Source organism: Segatella intestinalis (assembly GCF_029348455.1).
Lineage (GTDB): Bacteria > Bacteroidota > Bacteroidia > Bacteroidales > Bacteroidaceae > Prevotella.
In genome coordinates this window covers 15,195-41,741 of sequence record NZ_JARJVV010000021.1, presented here as the reverse complement: position 1 = coordinate 41,741, position 26,547 = coordinate 15,195, and the positions used below count along the sequence as shown (strand labels likewise).

Below are 26,547 nucleotides of genomic sequence, written 5' to 3'. Positions count from 1 at the left end.
GGTCAAACATTTATACTAACGAAAGCAAACTGCAATTATTTGCCTCATTTTGTATTCCAGATGCAAAGATATAAAGACTTTTTTTTACCGAGTAATTTTTCGGAAATATTTAAATTGCATTAAACTACGTTGTACGTGATTATACTTTGCATAATAACGCTAAAACGACATTTTCACTTACTTTTTTTACGGTTTACCTGCATCTTTATTCTATTTGATTCATTAATAAGTTGTCTTGCTACACTATCTTTATAGAATGCAATCTCAATCATTTTGTGGTAGTGATAGACGGAATCTTCATACACATCAACTTGGGTTCTTAATTTATCAATTATGTCTTCGTCTCGTTGGACATCGAAAAGTATTTTTCTGTTTGCCAAGATGAGAAAGTTATAGATGATGTAAGAAATCGTGTTGCTGCCTACGAGGATTCTATTCGCCATCATCATGAAATGGTTGAAATGGCTACTTATAAAATTTCAAAGATTATAAACCCCGAATTTTCTACCACTGCTTCATTTTCTGTTTTTTGGAATTAGTATTATTGATTCAAGTTTGGCAACATTGGCCGAGATAGGTTTGATTGTCAGCCTTACATCGTACTGTTCAGGGAGTAGCTTTACATTTGGGTATTGGTTGAGATTGTAACTTCTCCGAAATGGAGTTTCGTTATAACGGAAACATACCTCAACTATTCTACTTGTTGAATATCCCCTCAGCTGAGTTGTCAATGTTGTCGGTTTGATAGACTCCGCTTTTACATTCCAATAGACAAAAAGCACAAGAAAAGTAGAAAGACCGCCAACAGTAGCAAATTTCAAATACTTGCCATATTGGGATTTTCGGGAAATGATAAAACAACCGACAGCAACAAGCCATACGACAATCATCAAGAAATCATATACACGGTTGGAGATAAGAAACCCTCTTGAAAGCCATAAAACTGCACCCATAAGCGCGATAATCGCCAATAAAAAATAGTCAATCGACCGTGAACGTATCGACTGATATATCCATTTGCCTATGCCATAAGCAATAGCGATTCCGACTATATAGCGCAGCATGATTTCCATACTCATTTCCCATATTTCTTTTTCAGATATTCACGCAGTTTGGGAGAATCCTTGCCTTCATATATTCGGTTGCGGTCGAACACCGTCCAACTGTCGCCGTCCGGGAATGTCATCTTCTCAAAACTTCCGGGGTCAGCACCTTGAATGATGGAGTCGTTCCAAAACACATGTTTGTCATCTTTCCCATAGTTGAAATCTCCCCCGAAACCTCCCTCGGACACAGGCTGGAAAGTTTTGGGATTTGCCCCGGCAACTAATTGGGAACTCCACCAGACATGCGATTTATCCTTGTACCAGTTGTCGGAAATATGCTCGAAAGTCGCGACATCGGCTTTAGGAAGGATATTAAAATGGGAATCGTAGATATTCGTTCCGTCGGAATACATCAAACTGCCTACTTCGGTGAGTTTGGAATAATCTTTTATTTGGGTTGGAATCCCTTTATTGTAAGCCCTGTGCTTGTCTTGCCCTATATAGAAGTCCACTTCCTTGAACGTCGCAGGGTCAGCACCGGGAACCTCCTTGTCCCTGAAAAACACTTTGTGCTTGTCAGCGGCATAGTCTCCTGATTGGTCCGGAGTCTTTGCTTCAATCGGGTGGAAAGTCTCGTAATCGATATCTGTAATCACACCTCCTGCAAGGTAGTATCCATTGTATTTGTCTTTTGCCCAATGAGTTTCCCAAGAATCTGAACTGCCTAAGATTTTGAATGTCGATTTATCTCTTACGTTCAGTGCTTTCCCATCCCAATAAAAATCGTTGGCATCTTCTGCAAAATAGTAGGAATGCACTTTGAATGTTGCCGGATGCGCCTTTTCTATCAATTCACCGGAAACATATACATGCGTATTGTCTGCTGCATACGATTTGGTAAGCACACGGAACGAGCCGCCATCGGCACCTTTGATAATATCGCCCTCGTAGAATGCGTGTTTCTTGTCTCGACCATAATCATCATTCAGTATTTCAAAAGTCTTTGGGTCTGCATCAACATGACTTGAAGTATAACCGGTTCCTTCATTCCACGTATTCCATGTTACCTCCTTACCATCGTTTTTATATCCGACAGAACATGAAACTAGGGTCATCAATACCAAAAGTATTGATGTAATGAATATAGATTTCTTAGGAGTTTGCGAACCTAACTTACTTTGTGCTGTTGCTCCGAATGCTATAAGCAGGGAGCAAAATATTAACATAAATCTCTTCATAGCTACATTATAATTTGTAAATATTATATGAAGCCTTTGTCCCGAAGTCGAAGATTATTTTCAAAGCAGAAGAAAGGTATTTCTCAATACCCTTTACCTCGCAATAATAACGATGTTGTGCAAACGCATTGCCAACATTACAAATAAGGCATAAAGCCAATAAATATTTCATAATAGTCTTGCTCATTTCTTTCTTGTTTTATAGTCCTTGTGATACTTTGCTATACACTTGTTGGAAAACTCTTTCATTGATGGCATTCTGGAAGCTCTTGTTGTCAAGTTGCTCTTTCATCTGTATAACTGCATCCTTTGTCGGTTCAAGCAGCACGTCAATGCGGCGCAACACCAACATAGGCAGAATGACCTTCTTGTAATCGCCTTTGTTGAAAGCGTTCACAAGTACATCATTGGCTATGTTCCAGATGAACGAGAACAAAAAGTTATATTGTGACAGTTCCATTATGTCTTGTCTTTTATTTAGTACTACGTTCTTTCGCGTCTGAGATAAGTTCCTTCATATCCACAGACAATATCTGTGCAATTTTTATGCGATTTAACTTCATATTATTATTGCATTTTACCATACAAAAATAATAATTTATTGCGATAATCTATTATAAAAAGCAAAAAGTTAGCATTTTATAAGATGATTTTAGCCGAAGATACTACAAATCCGACTTTTTATACTTATTTTAGAGGCTTTATGGCTCTGTTTTTAGGTTTTGGCTTAAAAGTAAAGTTGTAATTTTCTAAAGAGATAGGCAATCAATGTTCACCTCTTAAAAAAATGTAATTTGAGAGAAAAAAATAGTTTTTCCAGATTTTAATTTTATCTTTGCACCGTAATTAAAGCGTTCTTTGTATATTGCAAAGTTGAGAAAGAAAAAGAATATAGCTCGTTTCCATATTGTTAACTATATAATATAGGCAAACGCCCAACTTCTTGATTTTCAATCAAAGTCCAAATTAGAGCGAGTTATGCCTTATAACCCAAAGAAAAGGTCGCTTAATACTGGTGAAATCTTTCTCTTATACTATATAAAAGTTCTGTTTAGCCTATAAAAGTTCTATTCAAAGGCTTTGAATGTCCGTTCAGAGCCTTTGAATGTCCGTTCAAAGCCTTTGAACGGTGATTTCTATGTGATTTAATGATTTTTGTTGTGTGATTGAACGATTTTAGTTGACCACTCTAAATATTATTGACAATACGAGTAGACTCAGTTATGCCTTATTTATAATTCACATTGACTTACTTATTTTTTAGTCATCTTTACAGTTGACTACTTATGTCTATAGTCGCAAATAATACCTCAACGCTCCCAACGAACGGGTGGTCTCGGGATGCGAGAGGATGATAAACTCTCGAAGCAGGCGCTCGGGATGAAAACTGGTCTGCTCGAAATAAGGCTGCGAACTGGTGCTTGCCTGAAAGACTCGCCCCGTCTTCATCGCCTTCAGCTGGCTGTAGCCGGGATATTCCTGCAGCAACTCGGCACGCGAGAGAGGATGGTCGCCCCAATACTTTGTCGCCCAGACATCCACCTCGTCAGCCTTTGCCAAGATCTGCTCAGGACTCATGGGAAGACTGCCGCTATGGGTATCGTCGGCAAAGAGATAACGGGCATGAGCATCCTGCAGCAAGGTGCCTATGGTGCTGCATCCGCCAGAAACATACCACACGCTTCCCGTCTTGCGCTCGGTAAGGATGGAATAGCCTAAGGGCAATTTGGTTGCAAAGGCTTTCAAATGGAGATAAGATTTCTCTATGCCGCAAAAAAGACTGGTAGCCTTTTCGGAACCGTAGAGCATGCCGTAAAACTTAATCCACTCAGAACGGCCCAAGGGCGAGGTCTCCATGTAGTCGGCAGCCTCGATGATAGGTATTTGCAAGGCCGAGAGTTTGCCGTAACCGCCGCTGTTCTCGAAGGGCGAGAGAAGCAGGGCGTCGGGACGGAGCGACATGATGCGCTCGATATCTGGTTGCATGCTGGAACCGCAGTTGGATATATAGGGACGAGACTTGTGTGAAGTACGCCTCTGAACATCGGGAATAAGGATGTATTCGAGGTCGCAGACGCCCGCGATGGCTTGCTGACGGCCAAGCTCGTAGAGCAGCTGACAATGGGCTGAAGTGGTGATGATGCTCTTCGTCAGGGGTGTGCGCAGGATGTCGCAGGGCGTTGTTCCTGTAATTGCTGTCTTCTGGTCGGCCAGTTTCTTAGCCACCTCGTCGCCTTCTGCCCCCTTGGGAACGAGTAGATAGCGATGAAGCTCCCCACCCTGTTTCCAGGGATTGAGCACCACAGCCTCTGTATAACCCTCGTGGCGAATGAGTTGTAAGTACTTGGCATAGTCGAGTTGGATGGTGTCGCCCGAAGCCTGGACTGTAGCAGTTCGGTTTCCGCACGAGTTGAACAACAGCATAAAGCCAGAGAGCCATACCAGCACACAGAGCGCCAGTATATTATAATGTTGATAATACCTTTTTGTAATTGACATGATTTTTTTTATAATGGAAGTTCATGAAGTTAATCAAACTCAAGTTTCACATATGGTTCAAGTACGGGCTGAAGGCCCAGAAGTTCCAGAAGCAGCACGCCCTGAAAGGGCAGAAGCTCTTAGCCCAGGGCATCGCCCTGGGAATTACGGCAGCAAACCTGTCGCCCTGTAAGGGCAAAAGCTTTAAAATACCGGACAATATACAAAGCTTTTGCCCTTACAGGGCGCCTTGCTGATTGTCATTGTACCCAGGGCGATGCCCTGGGCTAAGAGCTTCTGCCCTTTCAGGGCGTGTGGGGCAAAACTTGCGAAACTTCAGTTAATCAACAACTACTTGAAAAATCAGAATACCACTTTCTTGCCCTTGTGGATGTAGATTTTGCCGCGTTCCACACGTTCCACCCTTTGCCCTGTAAGAGTATAGTAGGCAGCATCGCCCTGCATCTGGTGATCAGGAACTGTGGGGAGCTGGATGCCAGTAGAAGGACGTTTGCGAGGTGTGATGATGTAGGGATTGTCGTCGTAGCCTTCCACGAGATGTAGGTCTACCACGGAACTGACCTCTGTAGAAGTCTCTCCTAACCATCCGCAATACTGGAAGATGCCCGTCTTTACACGGATGAAATCAATATGGTCAAGAACTACTTGATTGCCCTCATCATCTACCGCCCAGTTGATATCGAAGGAAGAATAGAGTGAATCGGTGGCGGGACAAGCATCCGCATAGCCATAGGCATCCTTGGCATAACGATACTGCACCCAATAGGTACCCTTTCCACTGGTATCGATGGCATTGTTGGGCAACTTACCACCCTTAAAAGTCAGTTCATCCTTACCTTCCCATATAGGCCAATAAGTCTGTTTGTTAGAAACATTCTTCATGTGATATCCTGTGGAATCACGATGCTCTCCATTCTTATCAGTCCATGAGCACTCCCATTTGATGTATTTGTCGTATGAAGAACTAAACTGTGTATGGTCTCCACTCTCTGCCGTTGGCTTATAGTAGGTGATTTGGAAATCGTGGATTTCAGAAGTATAATATTCAGAACCAGCCAACTCATACCATTTGGCTGTTTCGAGGTTGTCGCCCACTCCCACGTAGACGATTCCCGGCTCAATGGAACCTCCGATGGTCTCCTTGCCATATTTTGGGTCGTTGATTGCATACATTCCGTTGCCCTTGATCAGAAAATCCGACCCATACTTGTTCACTATCGGATGGTCGAACTTCATGGTGATGTAGCCGCCATAGGCTCCCAAACTGATAACATTGCCTTCATCATTCAGCAAGTCCTCACATCGCCTGTTCACGTCGTCCTGTGTGGAATTGGCATCAGCCTCAGGAAAAACGTTAACAAACTGTCCGGGTGCCGGATGAAACTCCAGCACCTGAACAGTTTGTGTCTGCGCCCATCCTACCTGCGACAGAGTCAGCAGGCAGAGGGATAAAATCTTTTTTCTCGTAGTAGTTTTGTACATGTTTTATTGTTTGTCTACTCAAATTTTGCAAGTGGTTTAAGTACGGGCTGAAGGCCCAAAAGCTCCAGAAGCAGCACGCCCTGAAGGGGCAGAAGCTATTAGCCCAGGGCAGCAAACCTGTCGCCCTGTAAGGTAGGGTGTTCAAAATAGGTTTCAAAAACTGGCTCAAATATTGAACGAAAAATATACTTAATATATTATCAATCAATGAGATAGCGTTTGCTTTTTAATGCCGTTTTTTTGAAGTATCCGAAAACTGCTCATTTCATTTATACAACATTGGTTGTTTATCAATGATTTACAGGCTCAAATACGCAAAAAGTGAGTCAAATTTTGATGCGGATTTTGAACACCCTACCTGTAAGGGCAAAAGCTTTAAAATACCGACAATATACAAAGCTTTTGCCCTTACAGGGCGCCTTGCTGATTGTCATTGTACCCAGGGCGTTGCCCTGGGCTAAGAGCTTCTGCCCTTTCAGGGCGTGTGGGGCAAAACTTGCGAAACTTCAATTTGTTTACTTGTAAATCTGCACGTCGTCGATAGCAACATAAGCAGGTGCAGAAAAACCATGGCTGTTCTTCTGGTCGTCAGAGAACTCGTAGTTCACCTTCAAACTGTTGACAGCTCCTAACGAACTGAGGTCTACATACTTCCAGTCGGTAAGTGAGGTCTTGCCGTCCTGCAGGCGACATTTCACCTTGCCCTGAGAGAGGCCTGCTGCATCGAAACCCTCGAAGGTTACGTCGATGAAGGTGGCTTCTGTGGCTGCCGAGTTGTAGCTATCTCCATTGCTAAGCGAGTTGAGGAAATAAGAATTGTTAGTAACCCAAAGTCCCTTGATTTTGCGTGCCACGCCGTCCTTGAAGTCGATGACAGGACAAGAGTCCCAACCACCATCATTATAACCATAGGCTACAACAAAGTTTTTGCCTGAATGAGCTGCCGTGCCTGTAGGCAAAGAGAGTTGTGTCGTAGGACTTCCGTTGGCGATATCGCAATGATAGTTTGATACAGCCACTCCGCCGTTCCAATAAGCCCATGAACCGTAAGACTCGTTGAGCTTGGAGTGCAACTTTGTAGTTTCGTCGGTCCACTCGTACACGCCATTGTCCTCGGTGAAGCCCATTCCTGATTCACCATAGAGCAACTTGCCCGTGCCCTGGTTAGGGTCAATCAGAGCGTTCCAGTATTCACCCTCGAAATCTACAGTTTCGTAATTGGGTTCCTCAGGACCATCATCTTCACTACATGATGCCAAAAAACCAGTAGCGCATACGAGCGCCAGCAAATAAAAATACTTCTTCATTTTCTTTTAGTTAAACTTAAAAAATTAATAAATATTGTGTTGTATGATCTTACACCTTGTCTATTACATTACAGAATTTATCACAAGTAAGCTCCTCACGCCCTGAACCAACTTCATTTGTGCTTCACGGCAACGCCAAGAAGTGGGCAGGATTGATGCCCTTGAGGCTGTACTTGTTGAGCAGGGAGCCGTCGCGGTCAAACTCGTAGACGTAGCCGTTGGTGGCGTAACCGCGAGAATCCGACACATAGAGATGTCCCGAGTGGGGCGAGATGTAAATGCCGTAGGGCGACTGCATCTGCTTGATGGTGGGCAGGGCTGCGTCATATTCCCCAAGTCCTTCCTCCACCCGAAGTGAGGGCAACTGGATGGTGTGAACCGAGAACTCGTAGGTGTTTGTGAGGTAAGAGAAGGCAGAGCCTATGGCGTAGAACTTTCCGTCGTAGCTGCAATTATAGGTCACAGGGAAATCGAACACGCGGAACTCTTCACTCTGCATGTTGAGCACAACGCAGCGTCCCGGAACCTCATAGTAGTCGCCCACGGAGTTGATGCAAAGAAACTGCCCTTCCTGTGACATGTTGCCGAAGAGGTTGATGCAGCCCGTGTCGATACGTTTCAGTTCCTTCATCGTCTGCGCATCGATGACCGAGATGGTCGACTCGTAGTCGTGGCTTGCTTGCGAAGAATAGCCTCCTGTATTCGCCACAAAGAGGCGGCCACGGTAACAGGCTATTCCCTCGGGTTCGTAACCTACGGGACAGGTATCGACAATCTTCTTCGTACGCAGGTCTATCTTCGCCACATAGCCGTCGTTGGCATACGAGGTGCAGTAGAGGTATTCGCCATCGGTAGCCAACTTGCGGTTGTTGGGAATATCCTCTGTGGCAGCTATGGCGGTTCCGTCGGGACGGATGTACTGGATGATGTTCGACCAGTTGACGGAGATGGCGATGAGCGTGTCGTTCACCATCAGCAGGTCGTTGCCTGTATCGCCCAAGCGCTGCTGTGGATTCTGCTGTCGGAACCATTTGTTGGTAAGCACACCATGGTCGATGAGCGAGATGGTGGAGTTGTCCATTCCCCACAATCCCTCGCAGAGCACGAGCAGGCGGTCGTCGGAAGCCGTGGGATGACTGACTGCCACCTCGTCGTTCACTTCCATGCGACAGCCCGTAAGCATCATCGTCAGTACGATGGCGACAGCATAGAGGCTTATGATGTGTTTACGAATGTTCATATTTCTTTAGTATTGTCTTAACTCCTTAACTTCTTAACTCCTTAACATCTGAGCAAATTCCTACATTTCAAATTTCAGGGTCATCTTGTAGTTTCTTCCAGGCATGGGGTAACGCTTCACCACCTCATGATTCGAGTCGGTAAGGTTGTTACACTCCAAGGTGGCCTGCAGTACGTATTTGCCCAAGTGGAAACGTTTGTTCAGTTTCACGTCCACGGTGTACCAGTCGCCCAGGCGGTCGTCGGAATTATTGGAAATCAGGGCAAAGCGCTCTCCTGTATAGAGAAACGAGGTGCAGAGGCTGTACGACCGATACCCCAGATCGACGATGGCAGAGCCCGAATGCATGGGCGAATAGGGAATGTAGTTCTTGTATTCCGGATCGTCGGGCATGGTGTAGTCGCGGTCTATCTGGCACGTATAGTTGGCATTGGCAGAGAGCGAGAACTTGCCCCACTCCTGGTTGTAGCCGCCTGAGAGCGACACGCCATACGACTTCACCTTGCCAAAGTTGACCATCGACCATCTGAACTGGCATTTCATCGGGATGGCCACAATCTTGTCGCTTATCTCATTGTAATAGGCGTCAAGGGCCAGGTGCAGATGTTTGCCGCGATAGTCGGCTCCCGCATCCCATTGCGAGGTGTATTCGGGCTGCAGCTGGGTGTTGCCCACCAGCGTGTAGTACAGGTCGTTGAGCGTGGGCACACGGAAGATGCGCTTGTGGAAAGCCCTGAGGATCCAGCCGCCCTTTTTATACGAGAGCAGGAACATGGGTGTGAGCTTCTGCATGGCGTCAGCCTGTGCCACGGTATGATCCTGCACATGTGTGTAGAGCAGCGCCACATTGGCCTCCCATCCCTTGTACGAACCGATGAGCGAAAGGAGCGACTTAGAGTCGATGCGATAGACATAATTGAAGCGATAGACATCGCAGTCGAGGTCGGACCATCGCAGGTCGGTGCTTGCTGTCAGCGAGAGATAGGTACTGTTGTAAGAACCAGCCACAGAGGCGTATAAGTCCTGTTGGGTGTAGTGATTGTTGCAGTACATAGCGGCAGCATTGGTCGATGGGTCCTGCAGATAATGCAGATAGTCGAACGCATACTTCATGTTGGCCTTCAGACCGAAACGGCTCCACAGTTTCTTGTACGAAGCCTGTGCGAAGAAGTTCTGATCCCATTGCCGGTCGGTGGAGTCCCATTGGTCGGAGAGTCGCCTGACGACAGGACCTGGCAAGCCCCTTTCGGAGTTATAATAATAGGTGTGGACCGACAGTCCCCGATAGAAGCCTGCTGCCTCAAGCCGGTAGAAGGTGATGTCGGAATTGTGACGGCGCCCTATCGTGTCTTCCGAAGCCGACTGGAACCGGAACTTATAGTCGCCGTCGCTGTGCTGATATTCGCCATCTACAAAGAGCCAGTTCTTCAAGGCGAAATAGAGCTTGGCTTTCTGCAGTCCAAACGATCCCAGTCCGTACTCGCCCGTCAGCATAGTGTGGTCGGGACGACGGGTCTGCATATAGACCGTAGCAGCCGAGGCATACTCGGAAGCCGACTGCAGACGCTCGTTCCTGTTGGCGTTGTATAGCGACACGGACTCCATGTTGGACAAAGAATACTTGCCCAAATCCACCTGTCCGTTCTGTGCGTTGGTGATACGAATGCCGTCGAGATACACGCCCACATGCTGCGATCCGAGCGACCGCACGTTGACGGTCTTCAGTCCGCCCAGTCCACCATAGTCCTTGATCTGCACGCCCGAGAAATACTTCAGGGCATCGGCCACGGAGGTGGTAGACAGGTTCTGCAGCATCTCGCCCTGGAGGGTCTGACTGGGTGTAAGGTAATGAGGGCGCTCGCCCACACACACCACCTCGTCGAGCGAGAGCGTGTCGCGATGAATCGTACCTACATTCTGCGCATGACATGGCATCACACAGAAGCACAATAATCCTTTGCAGATTTTCTTCATCTTATCCTAAAAAACTTAATGGTTCTCCATCCCAAAACCTAACCCACGAGGCGGGATAGAATCATAGACAGAAAGCGTAAATACTTATAGTATGCTGATTGATACATACAGTGAGCACACACATTGTCTCTCTATGGCAACGGCAGGTCTTCTGGCTTGCGTCGTCAAACTCGTTCAAGCGGTCTTCCCGAAAAAATGTCAGTGACCATCATGCTTGCCCAATAAGACGCATACAGCAGCGGGACTGCTCAGGCTTCTCACCTGATTCCCTTTTCATCGCAACACCTCCTATTGCCTCAGCGGAACGAAGATAGTTGCGAACCAATTGCGGCTGCAAAGGTAAATAAAAAATATGAACCCACCAAGGTTTCTTGTTTATTTTTGTTAAAAACTTTCATACATAATAAACCATTTACCCGAAATGTCATCTTTTTTAGTGTAAGTTGCGAGGGGACAAGAAGATAACTTCTCAAAAAACAGATATCAACAAATAATATATAAAGGATGAGAAAAGTAAAAACAATCACAAAGGCAATCGTAGGCTTGATGATAGCCTCAATGCCCTTCTCGGCAGAGGCACGTCAATGGAGTCTGAAAGACTGTATCGACTACGCCCTGGCCAACAACATCTCGTTGCAGAAAACACGTCTGCAGGCACAGAGTGCCCACGAAGACTATCTGCAGTCGAAGGCAGCCTTGTTGCCATCGCTCAGCGCTTCTACCAACCAGAATGTCAACTACACGCCATGGGTGGCCAATGGCATCTCAGGTGACGGATACTCCAAGGCTTCCATCGACAAGGTGTACTACAACGGCACGTACAGCGTGACGGGCAACTACACCCTTTACGACGGCGGCAAGCGACAGGCGCAGGTGAAGCTCAACAAACTGGCGGGCGAGGCTGCACAACTCGATTCTGCCACACAGGCTGCCAAACTGCAGGAGCAGATAGCCCAGCTCTACGTCCAGATACTCTACTCCACCGAGGCCATCAACGTGAACCAGGAGAGTTATCAGTCGAGCTTGGAGAACGAGAACCGTGGCAAGGAGATGGTAAAGATCGGCAAGATGTCGAAAGCCGACTTGGCTCAGCTCACCGCTCAGAGAGCACAGGATGAATACAACATTGTGGAGGCAAAGAACAATGTGAGAAACTACAAGCGACAACTCAAGGAACTGTTGCAGATAACCGACGAAGAGGCTTTCGACGTGGTGATGCCCAACACGACCGAAGCGATGGCGCTGGCTGAGATTCCTGCCCTGCAAAGTGTTTACACGGCTGCTCTCGACCGTCGACCCGAGATGAAGGTTTATCAGAACCAGTTGGCACAGAACGACCTGGACGTGAAGATAGCCAAGGCTGGCAAACTGCCAACCATCGGTTTGAATGCAGGTTTGTCTACGAGTACAACTTCCATGAATACAAACAGTTGGGGTTCACAGATAAAGAACAACTTCAATGTGGGCGGTGGCTTCAGCGTGAGCATTCCGATCTTCGATAACCGACAGACAAAGACAGCTGTCAACAAGGCTTGCATCCAGCAACAACAGATTCTTCTCGACATGAAGAACGAGCAGACACAACTCTACTCCACCATCGAGAACTACTGGCTGCAGGCTAACACCAACCAGAGTCAATACCAGGCTGCCAAAGTGAGCCGCGAGAGCGCACAGGAAAGCTACAACCTGCTGAGCGAGCAGTTCCGCTTAGGACTGAAGAACATCGTGGAACTTCGCACAGGCAAGGGCAACCTGTTGCGTGCCCAGCAGAACGAGTTGCAGGCAAAATACCTCGCTATCCTCAACCTCGACATGCTGAAGTTCTATCAGCAAGGAAGAATCTTGTAAGGGTAAAAAGGTAAAAAAGTAAAAAGGTAAAAAACATTCAATATGAAAAAGCTGAAGATAAGCAAAGTTTGGATTGCCATGACAGTCGTGGTAATCATAGCCGTGGCTGTCTGGGCACTCTCAGGCGGAAAGGAAAAGGAAGAAATCAACTTCAAACAGGAGAAGGTGAGTCTGCAGACCCTGCAGAACAGTGTGACTGCCACAGGTACCATCGAGGCGGTGACAAGTGTCACCGTGGGTACACAGGTATCTGGTATTGTCAACAAACTCTACGTCGACTACAACAGCCAGGTGAAGAAGGGCCAAGTCATCGCCGAACTCGACAAGACCAACCTGCTGAGCGAGCTCAACACCGCCAAGGCCAACATGGCAAGCGCCCAGAGTCAGCTCAACTACCAGAGCGCCAACATGAAGCGCTATCTGACCCTCTACCAGAAAGGACTCGTCAGCGCCGACGACTATGAGAACGCCCTCCTCACCTATCGACAGGCCAAGGAGGAGGTGGCCACAGCCAAGGAACAGGTGCAACGTGCGCAGACCAACTTAGGCTACGCCACCATCACCTCGCCTATCGACGGAACCGTTATCTCGAAGAGTGTGGAGGAAGGTCAGACCGTGGCTGCCAGTTTCAACACTCCTGAGCTCTTCACCATCGCCAAAGACCTGACCAACATGCAGGTAGTAGCCGACGTGGACGAGGCTGACATAGGCGCTGTGAAGGAGGGCGACCGCGTTACCTTCACCGTCGACGCTTATCCCGACGACACCTTCGAGGGTACGGTGAAGCAGGTCCGTCTGCAGGCCACGACAACCAACAACGTGGTAACCTACGAGGTGGTGATCAGCGCACAGAATGCCGATCTGAAACTGAAACCGGGACTCACCGCCAATGTCACTATCTACACGCAGGAACGTACTGGCGTACTGGCTGTAGCCAACAAGGCGCTGCGCTTCACACCTACCAAGGAAACCGTAGGCAAAGACATGAAGATAGTTGACTGCAAGGGCAAGAACAAGGTGTGGACCCTCGACGGCAAAACCCTTACCGCTCACCCAGTGAGCATCGGTCAGACCGACGGAATGCATACAGAGATAACAAAGGGACTGAAGGCCGGTCAGCAGATTGTGACCGAAATCGTGGTGAACACACCCGAGGACGACAGCACGGACCAACAGCAAAGCCAGGGACTGATAAGCGGACCGGGTCCAAGGGGAAAGAAGAAGTAAGGGTTTGCTGTCACTTCTCAACCCAGCGAAAGTTTATTCTGAACCCAGCGAAAGTTCAATAAAAGTACAATCATCATGTCAGAAAACATAGAAAACAAAGCCAGCCAAGACCAGAAGAAGGTCGTGATTGAGCTCGACAACGTAAGGCGCGACTTCCTCGTAGGCGACGAGACGGTTCATGCCCTCAAGGGCGTGAGCTTCAAGATCTACGAGGGCGAGTTTGTCACCATCATGGGTAAGTCGGGTTCGGGCAAGTCTACCCTGCTCAACCAGTTGGGTTGTCTCGACACCCCATCGAGTGGCGAATACTACCTCGACGGCGTGTCGGTACGCACCATGTCGCGTTCGGAGCGTGCCGTGCTGCGCAACCGCAAGATAGGTTTTATCTTTCAGAACTATAACCTCCTGCCCAAGACCACGAGCGTGGAGAATGTGGAACTGCCCCTGATGTACAACCCCTCGGTAACAGCCGAGGAGCGCAAGCAGAGGGCGATAGAGGCGCTGAAGGCCGTAGGACTGGGCGAACGTCTCTATCACAAGAGCAACCAGATGTCGGGTGGACAGATGCAGCGTGTGGCCATAGCCCGCGCCCTGGTCAACAATCCCGCCGTCATCCTTGCCGATGAGGCAACGGGCAACCTCGACACACGTACAAGTTTCGAGATTCTCGTGCTCTTCCAGAAGCTCTACGCTGAGGGACGTACCATCATCTTCGTGACCCACAACCCCGATATTGCCAACTATTCGAGCCGTAACATCGAGTTGCGCGACGGTCACATCATCAGCGACGAGTACAATCCGCACATCCTCTCTGCCGCCGAGGGTCTCGCTGCCCTGCCGGCGAATACGGATGAGTAATTTTTCAATATTAATGATTTAAAATGCGATGAATTATCAGAATCTATTCAAGATAGCCATCAGGGCGATCGCAGCCAACAAGATGCGGTCGTTTCTCACGGCTTTGGGTATCATTATAGGTATTGCTGCCGTCATCACCATGCTCGCTATCGGACAGGGCAGCAAGGCAAGCATCAAGGCCAACATCGCCGAGATGGGAAGCAATATGATCATGATTTCGCCGGGTGCCGACATGAGGGGCGGTGTGAGACAGGACGCCTCTGCCATGGAGACCCTCAAACAGGCTGACTATCAGACTATCAAGGACGAGTGCAACTACATCTCTGCCATCTCGCCTACCGTCAACAGCAGCGGTCAATGGATCAACGGCAACAACAATACACAAAGCTCCATCTACGGTGTGAACCAGGACTACCTGAGCATCCGACAGCTCAAGGTGGCCGACGGTGAGATGTTTACTGACAACGACATCAAGGCGGCTGCCAAGGTGTGCATCCTGGGACAGACGGTGGTGGATTATCTCTTCCCCGACGGCAGCGACCCCGTGGGCAAGGTGGTGCGATTCAACAGCATCCCCTTCCGTGTGGTGGGTGTACTGAAGAAGAAGGGCTACAACTCCATGGGCATGGACCAGGACGACCTGGTGCTGGCACCCTACACCACCGTGATGAAACGCATCCTGGCCCAAACCTACTTGGGCGGCATCGTCTGCTCGGCGATTACCGAGGAAGCTTCGCAACCGGCTCAAGACCAGATAACGGAGATCCTGCGACGCAACCATAAGCTCAAGGACGCCACCGATACGACCGAGGCAGACGAGGACGATTTCAACATCCGTTCGCAGGAGGAGATTTCGAGCATGATGAACTCCACCATGTCGACCATCACCATCCTTCTTGGTTCTGTGGCAGGCATTTCGCTCCTCGTGGGCGGTATCGGCATCATGAACATCATGTATGTGAGTGTGACGGAGCGCACCCGTGAGATTGGTCTGCGCATGAGCGTGGGAGCACGTGGTGTCGACATCCTCAACCAGTTCCTCATCGAGGCCATCCTGCTGAGTGTGACGGGCGGTGTGATAGGTGTGCTGTTGGGAGTCAGTCTGTCGGTAGGACTGCAACAGTTCCTGCACGTAGCCACGCAGATAGAGCCCTGGAGCATCATCATGAGCTTTGCTGTTTGTACCTTCACAGGTGTCTTCTTCGGCTGGTATCCTGCCAAGAAAGCTGCCCGCCTCGACCCTATCGAAGCCATCAGATACGAATAATAATCTCTCGCTATTCTGCACAATAATTTCCCAATCGGGACGTTATTGTAGCAGAAAAGAACAAAAAACCACTATAAAACATGATACTAAACTGTGTCGTTATTGACGATGACCCAGAGGCTCTGAACCAGATAACGAGCCACATCAAGCGAACACCAACCCTACAACTTATTGGTGCTTATACCAGTGCGCGGGAGGCTGTAAGAGACGTGAGGAACGGACATGTCGACGTGCTCTACCTCGCCATACAGATGCCCGAACTGAGCGGCATCGAGTTTGCCCGTCTCGTGCCGGAGAGTTGCCGTCTGGTCTTCACCACAGCCTATAAGGAGTATGCCTTCGACGGTATCAAGGCTGGAGCTGCCGACTATCTGCTCAAACCCATCAGCTTCGAAGACTTTCAGGAGTCGTACAAGCGAGTGAGGGCTACCTTTGACGAATACCAGTTGCAGGACCCGATAGAGCGCGACCGCTGTTTAGTAGCCAAGGTTGAGAATAAGTTTGTCCGCATCGACCTCGACGATATTCTCTACATCGAGAGCATGAACGACTATGTGCGTTTCTATCTCACACAGGGCCGTAAGGTCACGACCTTCTCCAACCTCAAGCGACTGGAGAGCCGTCTGCCCCGCCAGCAGTTCAAGCGCATCCACCGTTCGTTCATCGCCAACCTCTGCCGCATGGACTCCATCGGTCACATGCGCATCTTTTATGGCGAGACCAGCATCCCTATCTCCGATTCCTACAAGGATGCCGTCTACCAGTTCGTCAACTCGCATTTAGCATAAGAGAAGGAGATTCCTCCAGAAAAGCCTTCCTTTCAGAAAGGAAAAATTTCTTCGGGAGAGTGAACGAAAGTTGTGGCGCCATGATCCACGAGGAATTCTTTGTCACGGAAGCCCCATAACACGCTGATACAAGGCATTTTGCAGTTGCGGGCAGTCATGATGTCGACGTCGCTGTCGCCAATGTACACTGCGCCAACCTTGTCGGCACCTAACTGGCGCAGGGCTTCCTCTACCGTGTCGGGCGCAGGCTTCTTCCTGATGTTCTCACGCTCTCCTATCGCCACATCCACCAGGTCGCCAAAGAAATGACGGCAGAGCGCCTGCGTGGCAGCATAGAACTTGTTGCTCACCACAGCCACTTTCTTGTTTCTCTCCTTCAGTCTGCTCAACAGATTCATGATGCCGGGATAAGGCGTGGTGGTGTCGAGGTTGTGCTCCATATAATGCTTTCTGAAGTCGGCATAGGTCTTGTCGAAGAGCGGATTGCTGTCGCCCTGAGGAATGGCACGCTCCATGAGCTTGCGAACGCCGTTGCCCACAAATCTCCTGACGTCGTCGACAGAGTGCTCCTCCATCCCGTTGGTGCGAAGGGCGTAGTTGCAGCTCGCAGCCAAGTCGTCGAGTGTGGAGAGCAACGTGCCGTCCAGGTCGAAGACATACGTATCATATTCCCTTATTCCTTCTTTATAATCCTTTGTTTCCATCATTTTTCTGTTATTGAACTTTGCAAAGTTACGTCAATCTTACCGAAATAATAAGGAATTAACCTATTTTTACCTATACTTGAATAATATAAGCCCAATAATTTTGTCAATTCCACGAATAAATGTACTTTTGCAGCGAAATTCATGCACAAAAACAAAACACAAAAATGAAGAAAAAACAAAGCAAGACCGCTTACAAATTTTATTTCTATGGCGCCTTGGTGTGCCTCGTGGCGGTAATCGTCATTACTTATATCTATGGCTTTTCCTCATTCTCGAAAAGCGAGAAGACAGAATATGTCTATATTGACGAAGACGACAATATAGACTCCGTTTATCATAAGCTCGCGCCGATAGCCCGATCCATCCCGATGCAGGCTTTCCGCACCCTTACCCATCACTCCGAATACGCCGAGCATATTCGCACGGGTCGCTATGCCATCCATCCCGGTGACGGTTCGCTCAAGACATGGCGCCACCTGAAGAACGGACTCCAGGAACCCGTCAACCTGACCGTTCCATCGGTCCGGACACTCGACAAACTCGCAGCTGAGTTGGGACGCAAGCTGATGCTCGACAGCGCTACCATCAGCCATGCCCTTACCGACGAGGCCACCTGCGAGAAGTATGGCTACGACACAGCCACCATCGCCTGTATGTTTATCCCCAACACCTACGACATCTACTGGAACGTGTCGCTCGACAAACTGCTCAGTCGCATGAAGAAGGAGTCGGACAAGTTCTGGAACTTTGAGCGCACACAGAAAGCGAAGAACATGAACCTCACCCCGCAGCAGGTCATCACCCTGGCAAGTATCGTGGACGAGGAAACTGCCAACGACGGTGAGAAACCGATGATTGCGGGCATGTACTACAACCGTCTGATGCTTCGCAATGCCGAATATCCCGAGGGAATGCCTCTTCAGGCCGATCCTACCATCAAGTTCGCCTGGAAGCGTTTCGACCTGAAGCGTATCTACAACAACCTGCTCAGCATCCGCAGCCCCTACAACACCTATCGCAACCCAGGACTGCCTCCAGGGCCTATCCGCATCCCTACTGTTGCCGGCATCGATGCCGTGCTCAATCACATCCACCACGACTATCTCTACATGTGTGCGAAGGAGGATTTCAGCGGCACCCACAATTTTGCCCGCACTTACTCCGAGCACCTCGACAACGCAGCCAAATACTCAAAGGCACTCAACGAGAGAGGAATCAAATAAATAATCCCCCACTCACATCTCTTAACAAGCTTTCAAAGACACATCAGCCTCTTACATCCGCAAGATGAGCGATGGCACCATTGAGAGCACGTTCCCCACCATAGGGCATTCTCTATGCGGGTCGACAAAAAAAGGCAGTTGCAAGCACCATAGCCTGCAACTGCCTTTCGTATTTTGTAAAATTAATAACTTATTTTAGTTCCATATTACTCACCGAGATGCATCTTTTTGTTGATTACTACAATCTCAGCAAATGTGATAGCTAAAACTACCAATGTCATTCCAAAAATCATCATAATTGTTACCCTTTCTTTACTTTAATTATCGTTATTCAATCTTTTCAAGTGCAAAGGTAATACCTTTTTGTGTTCGCACACAACATTTCTGTCTTTTTCTTCTTAAAAGGCTTGAAAAATTGATTTCTGTCAATTACTTCCCCTCTGAAATGCCAAAATGACACGTGTCACTCCTCCCTGTTCTGCCTCTCTGACAATATCATCCGAATCAATTCCTCATTGGCCTCATTGTCAATACTTGCATCCTTCACTTCTGTGGCATAATCAAGCATATTGGAACACTCGCCAGTGATATCCACTCCCATCACTCTCTCGTGAGCATAGACGATACGCAGAACAGCCTGCAGCTCCATAAGGGTCATGTCGCCATTGCTCCAGTTGGTGACGGCATCATCAGTCCTCAGCACATCCTTGTCGATAGAGATATATACGGGTTCATGTATCAGTTTACCAGCCTTGGAGGGCCAAGCCTGATGATGGTCGATTTCCGACTCACTGTAGAACAGCACCTTGCTCCTGAGTGCAGCCGGTATTTGAGACATGAGTTCGTCGGATACGCCAACGAGGATGATGTGTCTCACAAAAGGATTGGACTTTAAGACATCCGTCACCCAACCGCCACACGAAACCAAGCCTTCCCATTGAGGCTGTTGCATATCCGGGTGATGATCAAAGACTATCAGAGAGAAAGGTTCCTGCAGCCGTGACACCCAGTATTCGGTAAGATAATGGAAATCTCCTGAGTCCAGGAAATGAATGGCTTTAGAAGGGTATGGGGCCAACCTGCGATGAAGTTTCTCCCTGCCTTCCTCATCACAATAGCAGTCCACTCCTTTCAGGTCCTTACAATCTACACGGATGATATTACGACTTGAAGCAAACGCCTCAAAATCATATACTCCCGAAAAATCCAAAACTATAATAGGTAACTTGTTCACAATTATAATATGATTAACTGATGGTTATTGTTATCTAAACTTCGGAGCAAAGAAACCTTTCAGTCTTGCGAATCTATCATCTACATCTCCGCTTTCAGCTGCTGTATCATTTGTGCCGACAGCCCAGTTATTTCCATCACAGTCGCTTCATCCATGCCCTTTGTCAGCATCTTCTTGGCAATCTCAAGACTTTTCTTTTCCATTCCTTCTGCAATACCTTCACGCTTGGCGGTGTCTACGGAATTCTTGATGTCGCGATACGCTATCTTGCTGGCCTCGTACTCCCTCAATTCCTGCGGAGTAAACTTGGCAATCTCGGCTTCCTCGAAGAGGCGGTCGAAGACCTTGTCGCATAACTCCTTAGGGCGCTGGGTAAGCCTGTAGAGATTCTTCAGCGCATAGAGCCACTTGTCGTAAAGCGTCTCCAGTTCCTCCAGCGATTTGTTAAACTTGGCTATTTCTACATAGATGAACTCCAGCTTGTCGTAGAACACTTTATGAGTGGCGGTATCGCACAGCTGTACACTATGGCGGATTTTTTCCTTTTCGAAGGCTTCCTCGTTCATGTCGAAGTTGAGCAGGGCAACGGTATATATATAGTTGAGTTTGAAGTCCCAATCCTTCCCCTTTGGTGCCTGCTCACGGATAGGGAATGTGGAATAGAACAGAGAGCGGTCCTTGAAATATGTCTGATAGGCATTCTGCATTTCTACGATGAACTTCTCGCCGTTTTCGCCCTCGCAGTATACGTCGAAGATGGCTTTGCGGTCGGTGTAGACGTCTCCCACATGCTCAGGGTTGAGATACGAAACGTCCTTCACAACCTGTTTGCCATCAAACAAGCTGTTGAGAAAACAAATCAGCAAATCCTTGTTTATTGCTGTTCCAAAAATTCGCTTGAAGCCGAAGTCGGTCAGCAAGCTGATATATCTTTCTTCTACCTGTCTCATACGCATTTTTTTTTTCCTTTGCAGGGATACGTTTTGATTCCTTTGTCTTGATAAGTTTTATTCTTTTGCAAAGATACTCTGAAATTTAGTAACTTCCAAATATTTAGGCTGTTTTTTAGCTAAAATGAGTAAGCGTGCTGGGTAATATCAACCAAACAGGGGGCGTGCTGCTTGAATTCATTTGCCCTGGGCTTTGGGGAGTCGCAAACCTGGCGCCCTGAACCAACGGTCACCGGCGCAACGCGGAATTGAAAATCCCTGCACTCGTCGCTGACTTCTGCACCTATTACACTCCACACCCGAACAAGATGGTCATCTACTGCTATGATGCCACAGCCCTTGGCTCTAACTTTGCCGTGAACGACCAGGACTTCCATTGGGTGGTAGTCCACGAGTTCGAGCGCCAAGGCTGGCAGGTCATTGACGTGTACCTCGGCAACCCGATGCGACACGATGATACATCGGCTGCGAGAAGTTCCCTCAACATGATTCATATCCAATTTGCGTGGGTGGGGTGAGATAATACAATAAAACGGAGAAAATGCCGTTTTATAGGAAAAGTCTATTAATTTTATGAGACGCAACAAAAATGAATGACAATGTAATTGCATACATACTATCTCTTGTTTGTATAATATTTATACTAATTGAAATAGTATCTGTCAATAAAAAGAAAGGAATGACAGACCTCATCGTGTTCTTTTATTACTCATGCCCTTTGTATTACTTCATGTTATATAGGGGGTATGGTGGAGCAGCATTTACTTGGTGGTTTTATCTGTTGTTACTTACATTCATTCATTTGGTAATCTTGGCGTTCCGATTTGTCAAAATCATTGTTGCCAAACGTATAAGACGGAGAAATAAAAGCAACAAAAATGGAGAATTGCCGTTTTTATGATGTAACTTTGTGAAGAACAATGCAAAATGAAATGGAAAATAACACAATGCCAAATGAGCTGATAATCTCTGAAAATGAATTTAATGCACTAATAAAGAGTCAGCCAGATGTGAGATACCAATATGCTCTTAAAAGAATTGCTGACACTGAAACTATGTGGTCTATTGTCGATAACAATGGTGCATTTTTTATTCAGTCTTATGGTAACGAGCGGTTGTTTCCGATATGGTCTTCCAAGGAATATGCCCATGCGTTTTGTGTAAAAGACTGGTCTAATTGGAAAATTGAAGCCATAAGTCTTGACACTTTTGAGAATTCTATAATTGACTTCATATGTAAGGAGGAACTTTCGATTAATGTTTTTCCAACAGGGCAAGAAGTATTGGGTAAAGTTGTTGGGCTGAATCAATTTGCTGAAGATTTAAGTCATGCATTAGAAGATTATAAGTAATATTATGAACGATTTTTATTTTTGGGGAATATTAGCGTCTATAACAGGAATTGCAATAATGTTTTCAGTTATTAAGCACAAAAAGTCGGTAAGTGCCGTAAAATATGGCACTTACTTGATTTTTTCAATTTTGATGATATGCTTAGGAATAACAACCATCTTATTTAAAAGATATGATAGTATTTGTGCAATATTCTATGGTATTACATTCCTAAATATCACATACAAAGACAAGCGTAATTTCCCACCGAGTTTTACAATAGCCTATATTAATTATCTTAAAGGATATGTTGTTGGTTTTGGGTCTATAATGTATGCTTTGTTTAGAATTTTTGAATAGTAAGAAGAATGGAAATATTAAAGATTTATTGAAGCGGAATTCCTCCTAATCCGCCTTTCCTTATAATGCCTTTGTCTTGCGCCCAACCAACGTAGGACAAGGGCTTTTCCTTTGTGGGCAGCAGTCGTCGGCATCATTTCCTGTTACGCTTCGCTTCATCTGCACCTTTTGGGTGAGAACAAAGACCTTCTCGAACACCGTACCAACGGCACCGATGCTTTCGAAACACTCTATATCGGCTGCGAGAAGTTCCCACAGCACGATTTGTATCCAATAGCGGTTGGTGGAGTGAGATTACCTATATTTTGCGTTAATAAGTCTTTAAACATTTGGAATTTCTGCAAATAAATGCTATTTTTGTAAATCAAATAATTTATACCTAATAAAACGAGAATGAATATGAAAAAGATTTTAACAATGCTATTTGCCTTGTTGTTTGCATTTACAATGCAAGCACAGAATATCAAGTTGACACTGAACAATGGTCAAACAGTGAGTGGAAACACTAAATCTTTGTTTATGTACGACAATGGAAGTGAAATCCGTGTTAAAGATAAAAAGAATGGTGAGCATAAAGATTACAAATCGTCTGAGATAAAAGAAGTAAAGTATTTCGACGAGAAAGGAAAAGAATGGATTACATTCGTTCCTCTGATGGCGCAAAAAACTATGCCGAGCGTTTGGGTCAAAAGTCCAAAACCATACAAAGAACCAGTATTTATGATTCCTTTATATGAGGGAAAGAGAGCTACTGCATATATGCATCCCATTACCACCCAGACCAATACCAAGAATTTACAAATAACTGGAGGTGGCTGCATTTATTATTTTAAGGTTAAGGGTGAGGATGTCGCCAGAGCTTTTTGGATGTCATCTGCCATTGGTGTGAAAGCAATGTTGAAAATTGTCTTCAAAGACTTTCCTGAAATGAAGCCTATTATTAAGGAGCTTGATACAGACAAGTTTTATGAAGATCCGACTATGCTCATAAAGAAGTTTGACGAGGCGAAATAATGTACGCTACAAATTTCTTTAGAGAAATATAATGAAGCGGAATAAAATAATTGCTACATCACTCCTTGAATGAGAAAAAAACAGTACCTTTGCGAACAAGAATTCAAAACAAATTATAGATATGAACAAGCTTTTAATTATGCTATTTTCATTGCTTACTGTTGTGATATTAAGCAGTTGCGATGAAGTGAAAGACTCGCCCCTTTTGTTTAAGGCTACTTCAAACACTAATCCTGAATATATAAGTGTCCGCTATTATCCCGAAGAAATAGGTTATACTCTTTACCCTAAGGAATCGAAATACTTCATCTATTCGTACACTTATATTGATGGTGATTTAGAGTTGACATGCACTAACTGCGACAATATTAACTATTCATTAGATTGCAGTTTTGGAATAGTAAAAAACAATAAAGGGAAAAATATCTCTGCCACCGAGGAAGAGGTTGGTATCTCTGTGAAAAATATCGATAATAAGACACTTCGCATTCACTTTGCCAAGTTGAAGGATGAAGATTTGCCGTTGGGCTTCTTAGGCGCACGAGCCACTATAAAAGTATATGGTCGAGTAGGAGGAAAAGATGTAACCACAAATATTTCGGTTTATCGCTCAAATCTTCGTAAGCAACCTGATGATGACATTAGTAAAAAGTAAAGACATCAAAGACTATGAAACTTCAATGAAGTGAAATCCCTCCTAATCACCCTTTCAATAAAGCCTTTATCTTGGCAACGCAGGATGAAGGCTTTTCTTTTTTCTGCGGTATGCTCCGCCTTCAGCAGCGCCTTTCCTGCACTTTGTGCATCTTTCCTATGCTGTTATCTTGGTAGCTTGTTCCGCCGTCTGATTTTTCCTTTGCAAAGTTAGCGCAAGCGGCATTCTGAAAGGGTCGCGCTCCACGCTTATCCTAAGATTTTTTCAAAAGTTTTTGGGGCAGGTTTGCCTCATTCCAAATCCTGTTAAGAGTGCTAAATTACATATTTATCTTAAAATTTAAAATTCTTCGGTTCCTTTTGTTTAGAAAATCATATTCCTTCCCAATAAAAGTAAGATATTCATCTGCATTTTGTGGCACTGGATTTTTCTCAAAGAAATCATTACCGAGCCACAAGTTCACCTTTCTGTAGTCTTCTGACACGCAGTCTTGCAAAAAGAAGAAATCAACATATCCTTTGAAATCAACAAACAAATCAAAAAAGGCCTTGTCTTTCAATAGTGATTTATACAGCGGACTGTCCTCCCCTTGATAGTACCGCCTTATACATTCAAGTGTTAAGTCCCATCTGTCACGTATTCGCTGATGGCATCCACGGGCACAGTTAAGACTGAACCGCCGCTGTGGAAAGATAATCATTCCGCCTATTGTATAAAAATCACGGACATACTTCTCTACAAATGATTTATAGTCAGACACCTTTTCTTTTACTTCATCAAGCAACGCTTTTTTGTCGCTATGGCGGAAACTCACCAAAATGGAATCACTCCCAAAATAGAAGTCTTTCCATTTCAGATAATATCTGCTTTTCCCATCGGTCAGCTCCATTTTCTCACCGCACGGCAATTCTCTACTCCAAAGTATCTGATGATATTTCCTTAGCATTGGACTTTTCGAGTCTGGATCTCTCTTTGAATAGCCAAGTTCATTGTTCCAAAATCCATCCCAATAATTAGGTGTGTCTGAAGTAAAGTCAAATATTACATCAATATTTTCCATATCAAAATTATTATTTCTTTTCCACATCAGGCTCTGCCGCCATTATGCTTTCTTCTTACTGCATCTCATACCTCTTCCGCATCTCTTCTTTATCTACTGTTGTAGAATTAGTATGTATTGTCTTAACAATCCAATTGAACGTTTCCTCCGAAACTACAGTATCATGATATTGAAGAATGGCATTATTGAGTGAATATCTGTTTATAACAATATGTGCAAGACTTGGTTTTATTACAGGAGCCTTGCGTATCAATAATCTACATCTCCGCTTTCAGCTGCTGTATCATTTCTGCCGACAGCCCCGTTATTTCCATCACAGTCGCTTCATCCATGCCCTTTGTCAGCATCTTCTTGGCAATCTCAAGACTTTTCTTTTCCATTCCTTTTTCCATTCCTTCAGCAATACCTTCACGCTTGGCGGTGTCTACGGAATTCTTGATGTCGCGATATGCTATCTTGCTGGCCTCGTACTCCCTCAATTCCTGCGGAGTGTATCTTTCTTCTACCTGTCTCATACGCATTTCTTTTTATTCCTTTGCAGGGATACGTTTTGATTCCTTTGTCTTGATACGTTTTATTCTTTTGCAAAGATACTCTGAAATTTAGTAACTTCCAAATATTTAGAATGTTTTTTAGCTAAAATGTGGAAGCGTGCTGGGTAATTAAAAGCTCATATAAGCAACACGCCATAAAGGCAAGAAGCTAATATAAGCAGCACGCCCTGAAGGGGCAGAAGCTCTTAGCCCAGGGCAGCGCCCTGGGTTTTTGTGGGTTGCAAACCTGGCGCCCTGTAAGGGCAAAAGCTTTAAAAATCCTGACAATTTACAAAGCTTCTGCCCTTTCAGGGCGTGCTGGGTAATATCAATCATACAGGAGGGTGTGCTGGGTAATATCAATCACACAGGAGGGCGTGCTGGGTGATATCAATCATACAGGAGGGCGTGCTGCTTGAGTCATTTGCCCTGGGCTAAGGGAAGCGCTGAGGAACCAAAAAGAGAGACTACCCGGCTATAGACACTGCTTCGGATGATAAAAAAGCGGAAATTACTGATTTTTGAAAAACACCAGAGAAAAGAGACATTTTTATCGGAAAAACCCCTTTCAGGTGTCGCATTCCCTACCAATGCGACACCTAAATGATAGGAATGCGACACATAGACAGGGGAATGCGACACCTTTTCCCAAATTATTTTGGTATATTTGCTCCATGATTGCGAAACAGGAGCCATGCCAGACTG

General features: G+C 46.0%; 25 protein-coding genes, 1 pseudogene and 1 riboswitch. Of the genes and pseudogenes, 12 read left to right on the top strand and 14 right to left on the bottom strand.

All coding sequences use genetic code 11. The features are described from left to right. Positions 1–353: 353 nt before the first annotated feature. Positions 354–539: pseudogene (locus P3T48_RS12945) on the top strand (hypothetical protein); the annotation flags it as partial. Here P3T48_RS12945 and P3T48_RS12940 read toward each other — a convergent pair. From P3T48_RS12940 to P3T48_RS12905, 8 genes are all read right to left on the bottom strand, one after another. Continuing rightward, a complete protein-coding gene (locus tag P3T48_RS12940; RefSeq protein WP_276506948.1) occupies positions 516–1,079 on the bottom strand; it encodes a hypothetical protein in 564 nt (187 codons plus the stop codon). The pseudogene P3T48_RS12945 and the gene P3T48_RS12940 overlap by 24 nt on opposite strands. Continuing rightward, on the bottom strand, positions 1,076–2,284 hold the full coding sequence (locus tag P3T48_RS12935; RefSeq protein WP_276506947.1) for a DKNYY domain-containing protein: 1,209 nt from the start codon (positions 2,282–2,284) through the stop codon (positions 1,076–1,078). Before P3T48_RS12935 ends, P3T48_RS12940 begins: the two co-directional genes overlap by 4 nt. Positions 2,285–2,483: 199 nt before the next feature. Next, positions 2,484–2,744, bottom strand: a complete 261-nt coding sequence (locus P3T48_RS12930) for a type I restriction-modification system subunit M N-terminal domain-containing protein (protein ID WP_346429601.1) — start codon at positions 2,742–2,744, stop codon at positions 2,484–2,486. Positions 2,745–3,574: 830 nt separating this feature from the next. Further along, positions 3,575–4,783, bottom strand: a complete 1,209-nt coding sequence (locus P3T48_RS12925) for an ABC transporter substrate-binding protein (protein ID WP_276506946.1) — start codon at positions 4,781–4,783, stop codon at positions 3,575–3,577. A gap of 342 nt (positions 4,784–5,125) precedes the next feature. Further along, positions 5,126–6,265 (bottom strand): PKD domain-containing protein, encoded by a 1,140-nt coding sequence (locus P3T48_RS12920; RefSeq protein WP_276506945.1) that lies wholly within the window; start codon positions 6,263–6,265, stop codon positions 5,126–5,128. A gap of 515 nt (positions 6,266–6,780) precedes the next feature. Next, on the bottom strand, positions 6,781–7,572 hold the full coding sequence (locus tag P3T48_RS12915; protein ID WP_276506944.1) for a DUF4465 domain-containing protein: 792 nt from the start codon (positions 7,570–7,572) through the stop codon (positions 6,781–6,783). Between the two features lie 124 nt (positions 7,573–7,696). Beyond that, a complete protein-coding gene (locus P3T48_RS12910) occupies positions 7,697–8,812 on the bottom strand; it encodes a YncE family protein (RefSeq protein WP_276506943.1) in 1,116 nt (371 codons plus the stop codon). A 60-nt stretch (positions 8,813–8,872) separates the two neighbouring features. Next, positions 8,873–10,786: a TonB-dependent receptor plug domain-containing protein gene (locus P3T48_RS12905; protein ID WP_276506942.1), complete on the bottom strand. Its 1,914-nt coding sequence runs from the start codon at positions 10,784–10,786 to the stop codon at positions 8,873–8,875. A gap of 124 nt (positions 10,787–10,910) precedes the next feature. Beyond that, positions 10,911–11,125: riboswitch (cobalamin riboswitch) on the bottom strand. A 165-nt stretch (positions 11,126–11,290) separates the two neighbouring features. Here P3T48_RS12905 and P3T48_RS12900 point away from each other — a divergent pair. The 5 genes from P3T48_RS12900 to P3T48_RS12880 all read left to right on the top strand — a co-directional run bounded on the left by P3T48_RS12900 (position 11,291) and on the right by P3T48_RS12880 (position 16,774). Then, entirely contained in the window at positions 11,291–12,634 is a 1,344-nt protein-coding gene (locus P3T48_RS12900; protein ID WP_276506941.1) for a TolC family protein, read from the top strand. 42 nt (positions 12,635–12,676) lie between these two features. Then, positions 12,677–13,861, top strand: a complete 1,185-nt coding sequence (locus P3T48_RS12895) for an efflux RND transporter periplasmic adaptor subunit (RefSeq protein ID WP_276506940.1) — start codon at positions 12,677–12,679, stop codon at positions 13,859–13,861. Between the two features lie 75 nt (positions 13,862–13,936). Further along, positions 13,937–14,719: an ABC transporter ATP-binding protein gene (locus P3T48_RS12890; protein WP_158463280.1), complete on the top strand. Its 783-nt coding sequence runs from the start codon at positions 13,937–13,939 to the stop codon at positions 14,717–14,719. 28 nt (positions 14,720–14,747) lie between these two features. Then, positions 14,748–15,986 (top strand): ABC transporter permease, encoded by a 1,239-nt coding sequence (locus P3T48_RS12885; protein WP_158463281.1) that lies wholly within the window; start codon positions 14,748–14,750, stop codon positions 15,984–15,986. Between the two features lie 80 nt (positions 15,987–16,066). After that, positions 16,067–16,774 carry a LytR/AlgR family response regulator transcription factor gene (locus tag P3T48_RS12880; protein ID WP_276506939.1) on the top strand — a complete coding sequence of 236 codons (708 nt, stop codon included), beginning with the start codon at positions 16,067–16,069 and terminating at the stop codon, positions 16,772–16,774. A gap of 32 nt (positions 16,775–16,806) precedes the next feature. Here the strand turns inward: P3T48_RS12880 and P3T48_RS12875 are convergent, their stop codons facing one another. Then, a complete protein-coding gene (locus P3T48_RS12875) occupies positions 16,807–17,451 on the bottom strand; it encodes an HAD family hydrolase (protein ID WP_276506953.1) in 645 nt (214 codons plus the stop codon). A gap of 194 nt (positions 17,452–17,645) precedes the next feature. Between P3T48_RS12875 and mltG the strand changes: the two genes are divergently transcribed. Beyond that, entirely contained in the window at positions 17,646–18,704 is a 1,059-nt protein-coding gene (gene mltG / locus P3T48_RS12870) for an endolytic transglycosylase MltG (protein WP_276506938.1), read from the top strand. Between the two features lie 463 nt (positions 18,705–19,167). Here the strand turns inward: mltG and P3T48_RS12865 are convergent, their stop codons facing one another. Further along, a complete protein-coding gene (locus P3T48_RS12865) occupies positions 19,168–19,938 on the bottom strand; it encodes an arginase family protein (RefSeq protein ID WP_022251293.1) in 771 nt (256 codons plus the stop codon). A gap of 80 nt (positions 19,939–20,018) precedes the next feature. Beyond that, the gene (locus P3T48_RS12860) at positions 20,019–20,888 is read right to left on the bottom strand and encodes an Rpn family recombination-promoting nuclease/putative transposase (RefSeq protein ID WP_443217197.1); all 870 of its coding nucleotides are present in this window, start codon (positions 20,886–20,888) and stop codon (positions 20,019–20,021) included. A gap of 248 nt (positions 20,889–21,136) precedes the next feature. On the opposite strand from P3T48_RS12860, the gene P3T48_RS12855 reads away from it, so the two are divergent. The 3 genes from P3T48_RS12855 to P3T48_RS12845 all read left to right on the top strand — a co-directional run bounded on the left by P3T48_RS12855 (position 21,137) and on the right by P3T48_RS12845 (position 22,580). Next, complete coding sequence (locus P3T48_RS12855; protein ID WP_276506936.1) at positions 21,137–21,406, top strand: hypothetical protein; 270 nt, start codon at positions 21,137–21,139, stop codon at positions 21,404–21,406. A 414-nt stretch (positions 21,407–21,820) separates the two neighbouring features. Beyond that, a complete protein-coding gene (locus tag P3T48_RS12850; RefSeq protein WP_276506935.1) occupies positions 21,821–22,240 on the top strand; it encodes a DUF2750 domain-containing protein in 420 nt (139 codons plus the stop codon). 4 nt (positions 22,241–22,244) lie between these two features. Next, on the top strand, positions 22,245–22,580 hold the full coding sequence (locus tag P3T48_RS12845; protein WP_276506934.1) for a hypothetical protein: 336 nt from the start codon (positions 22,245–22,247) through the stop codon (positions 22,578–22,580). A gap of 60 nt (positions 22,581–22,640) precedes the next feature. Here P3T48_RS12845 and P3T48_RS12840 read toward each other — a convergent pair whose 3' ends face one another. Beyond that, positions 22,641–22,841: a hypothetical protein gene (locus P3T48_RS12840; protein WP_276506933.1), complete on the bottom strand. Its 201-nt coding sequence runs from the start codon at positions 22,839–22,841 to the stop codon at positions 22,641–22,643. Between the two features lie 138 nt (positions 22,842–22,979). Here P3T48_RS12840 and P3T48_RS12835 point away from each other — a divergent pair, with 138 nt between their 5' ends. Beyond that, positions 22,980–23,594 carry a hypothetical protein gene (locus P3T48_RS12835; protein WP_158463287.1) on the top strand — a complete coding sequence of 205 codons (615 nt, stop codon included), beginning with the start codon at positions 22,980–22,982 and terminating at the stop codon, positions 23,592–23,594. Positions 23,595–23,715: 121 nt separating this feature from the next. Further along, a complete protein-coding gene (locus P3T48_RS12830) occupies positions 23,716–24,249 on the top strand; it encodes a hypothetical protein (RefSeq protein WP_276506932.1) in 534 nt (177 codons plus the stop codon). A 319-nt stretch (positions 24,250–24,568) separates the two neighbouring features. Here P3T48_RS12830 and P3T48_RS12825 read toward each other — a convergent pair whose 3' ends face one another. Together P3T48_RS12825 and P3T48_RS12820 are read right to left on the bottom strand one after the other, a co-directional pair. Next, on the bottom strand, positions 24,569–25,309 hold the full coding sequence (locus P3T48_RS12825; RefSeq protein WP_276506931.1) for a DUF6994 family protein: 741 nt from the start codon (positions 25,307–25,309) through the stop codon (positions 24,569–24,571). A gap of 257 nt (positions 25,310–25,566) precedes the next feature. Then, entirely contained in the window at positions 25,567–25,824 is a 258-nt protein-coding gene (locus tag P3T48_RS12820; protein ID WP_276506930.1) for an Rpn/YhgA-type helix-turn-helix domain-containing protein, read from the bottom strand. Positions 25,825–26,547: the final 723 nt, after the last annotated feature.

Excerpts from the sequence above, each read along its gene's own strand:
- P3T48_RS12940 (WP_276506948.1), bottom strand. The coding sequence starts at position 1,079 with ATGAGTATGGAAATCATGCTGCGCTATATAGTCGGAATCGCTATTGCT.
- P3T48_RS12935 (WP_276506947.1), bottom strand. The coding sequence starts at position 2,284 with ATGAAGAGATTTATGTTAATATTTTGCTCCCTGCTTATAGCATTCGGA.
- P3T48_RS12930 (WP_346429601.1), bottom strand. The coding sequence starts at position 2,744 with ATGGAACTGTCACAATATAACTTTTTGTTCTCGTTCATCTGGAACATA.
- P3T48_RS12925 (WP_276506946.1), bottom strand. The coding sequence starts at position 4,783 with ATGTCAATTACAAAAAGGTATTATCAACATTATAATATACTGGCGCTC.
- P3T48_RS12920 (WP_276506945.1), bottom strand. The coding sequence starts at position 6,265 with ATGTACAAAACTACTACGAGAAAAAAGATTTTATCCCTCTGCCTGCTG.
- P3T48_RS12915 (WP_276506944.1), bottom strand. The coding sequence starts at position 7,572 with ATGAAGAAGTATTTTTATTTGCTGGCGCTCGTATGCGCTACTGGTTTT.
- P3T48_RS12910 (WP_276506943.1), bottom strand. The coding sequence starts at position 8,812 with ATGAACATTCGTAAACACATCATAAGCCTCTATGCTGTCGCCATCGTA.
- P3T48_RS12905 (WP_276506942.1), bottom strand. The coding sequence starts at position 10,786 with ATGAAGAAAATCTGCAAAGGATTATTGTGCTTCTGTGTGATGCCATGT.
- P3T48_RS12900 (WP_276506941.1), top strand. The coding sequence starts at position 11,291 with ATGAGAAAAGTAAAAACAATCACAAAGGCAATCGTAGGCTTGATGATA.
- P3T48_RS12895 (WP_276506940.1), top strand. The coding sequence starts at position 12,677 with ATGAAAAAGCTGAAGATAAGCAAAGTTTGGATTGCCATGACAGTCGTG.
- P3T48_RS12890 (WP_158463280.1), top strand. The coding sequence starts at position 13,937 with ATGTCAGAAAACATAGAAAACAAAGCCAGCCAAGACCAGAAGAAGGTC.
- P3T48_RS12885 (WP_158463281.1), top strand. The coding sequence starts at position 14,748 with ATGAATTATCAGAATCTATTCAAGATAGCCATCAGGGCGATCGCAGCC.
- P3T48_RS12880 (WP_276506939.1), top strand. The coding sequence starts at position 16,067 with ATGATACTAAACTGTGTCGTTATTGACGATGACCCAGAGGCTCTGAAC.
- mltG (WP_276506938.1), top strand. The coding sequence starts at position 17,646 with ATGAAGAAAAAACAAAGCAAGACCGCTTACAAATTTTATTTCTATGGC.
- P3T48_RS12860 (WP_443217197.1), bottom strand. The coding sequence starts at position 20,888 with ATGAGACAGGTAGAAGAAAGATATATCAGCTTGCTGACCGACTTCGGC.
- P3T48_RS12850 (WP_276506935.1), top strand. The coding sequence starts at position 21,821 with ATGGAAAATAACACAATGCCAAATGAGCTGATAATCTCTGAAAATGAA.
- P3T48_RS12845 (WP_276506934.1), top strand. The coding sequence starts at position 22,245 with ATGAACGATTTTTATTTTTGGGGAATATTAGCGTCTATAACAGGAATT.
- P3T48_RS12835 (WP_158463287.1), top strand. The coding sequence starts at position 22,980 with ATGAAAAAGATTTTAACAATGCTATTTGCCTTGTTGTTTGCATTTACA.
- P3T48_RS12830 (WP_276506932.1), top strand. The coding sequence starts at position 23,716 with ATGAACAAGCTTTTAATTATGCTATTTTCATTGCTTACTGTTGTGATA.
- P3T48_RS12825 (WP_276506931.1), bottom strand. The coding sequence starts at position 25,309 with ATGGAAAATATTGATGTAATATTTGACTTTACTTCAGACACACCTAAT.
- P3T48_RS12820 (WP_276506930.1), bottom strand. The coding sequence starts at position 25,824 with ATGAGACAGGTAGAAGAAAGATACACTCCGCAGGAATTGAGGGAGTAC.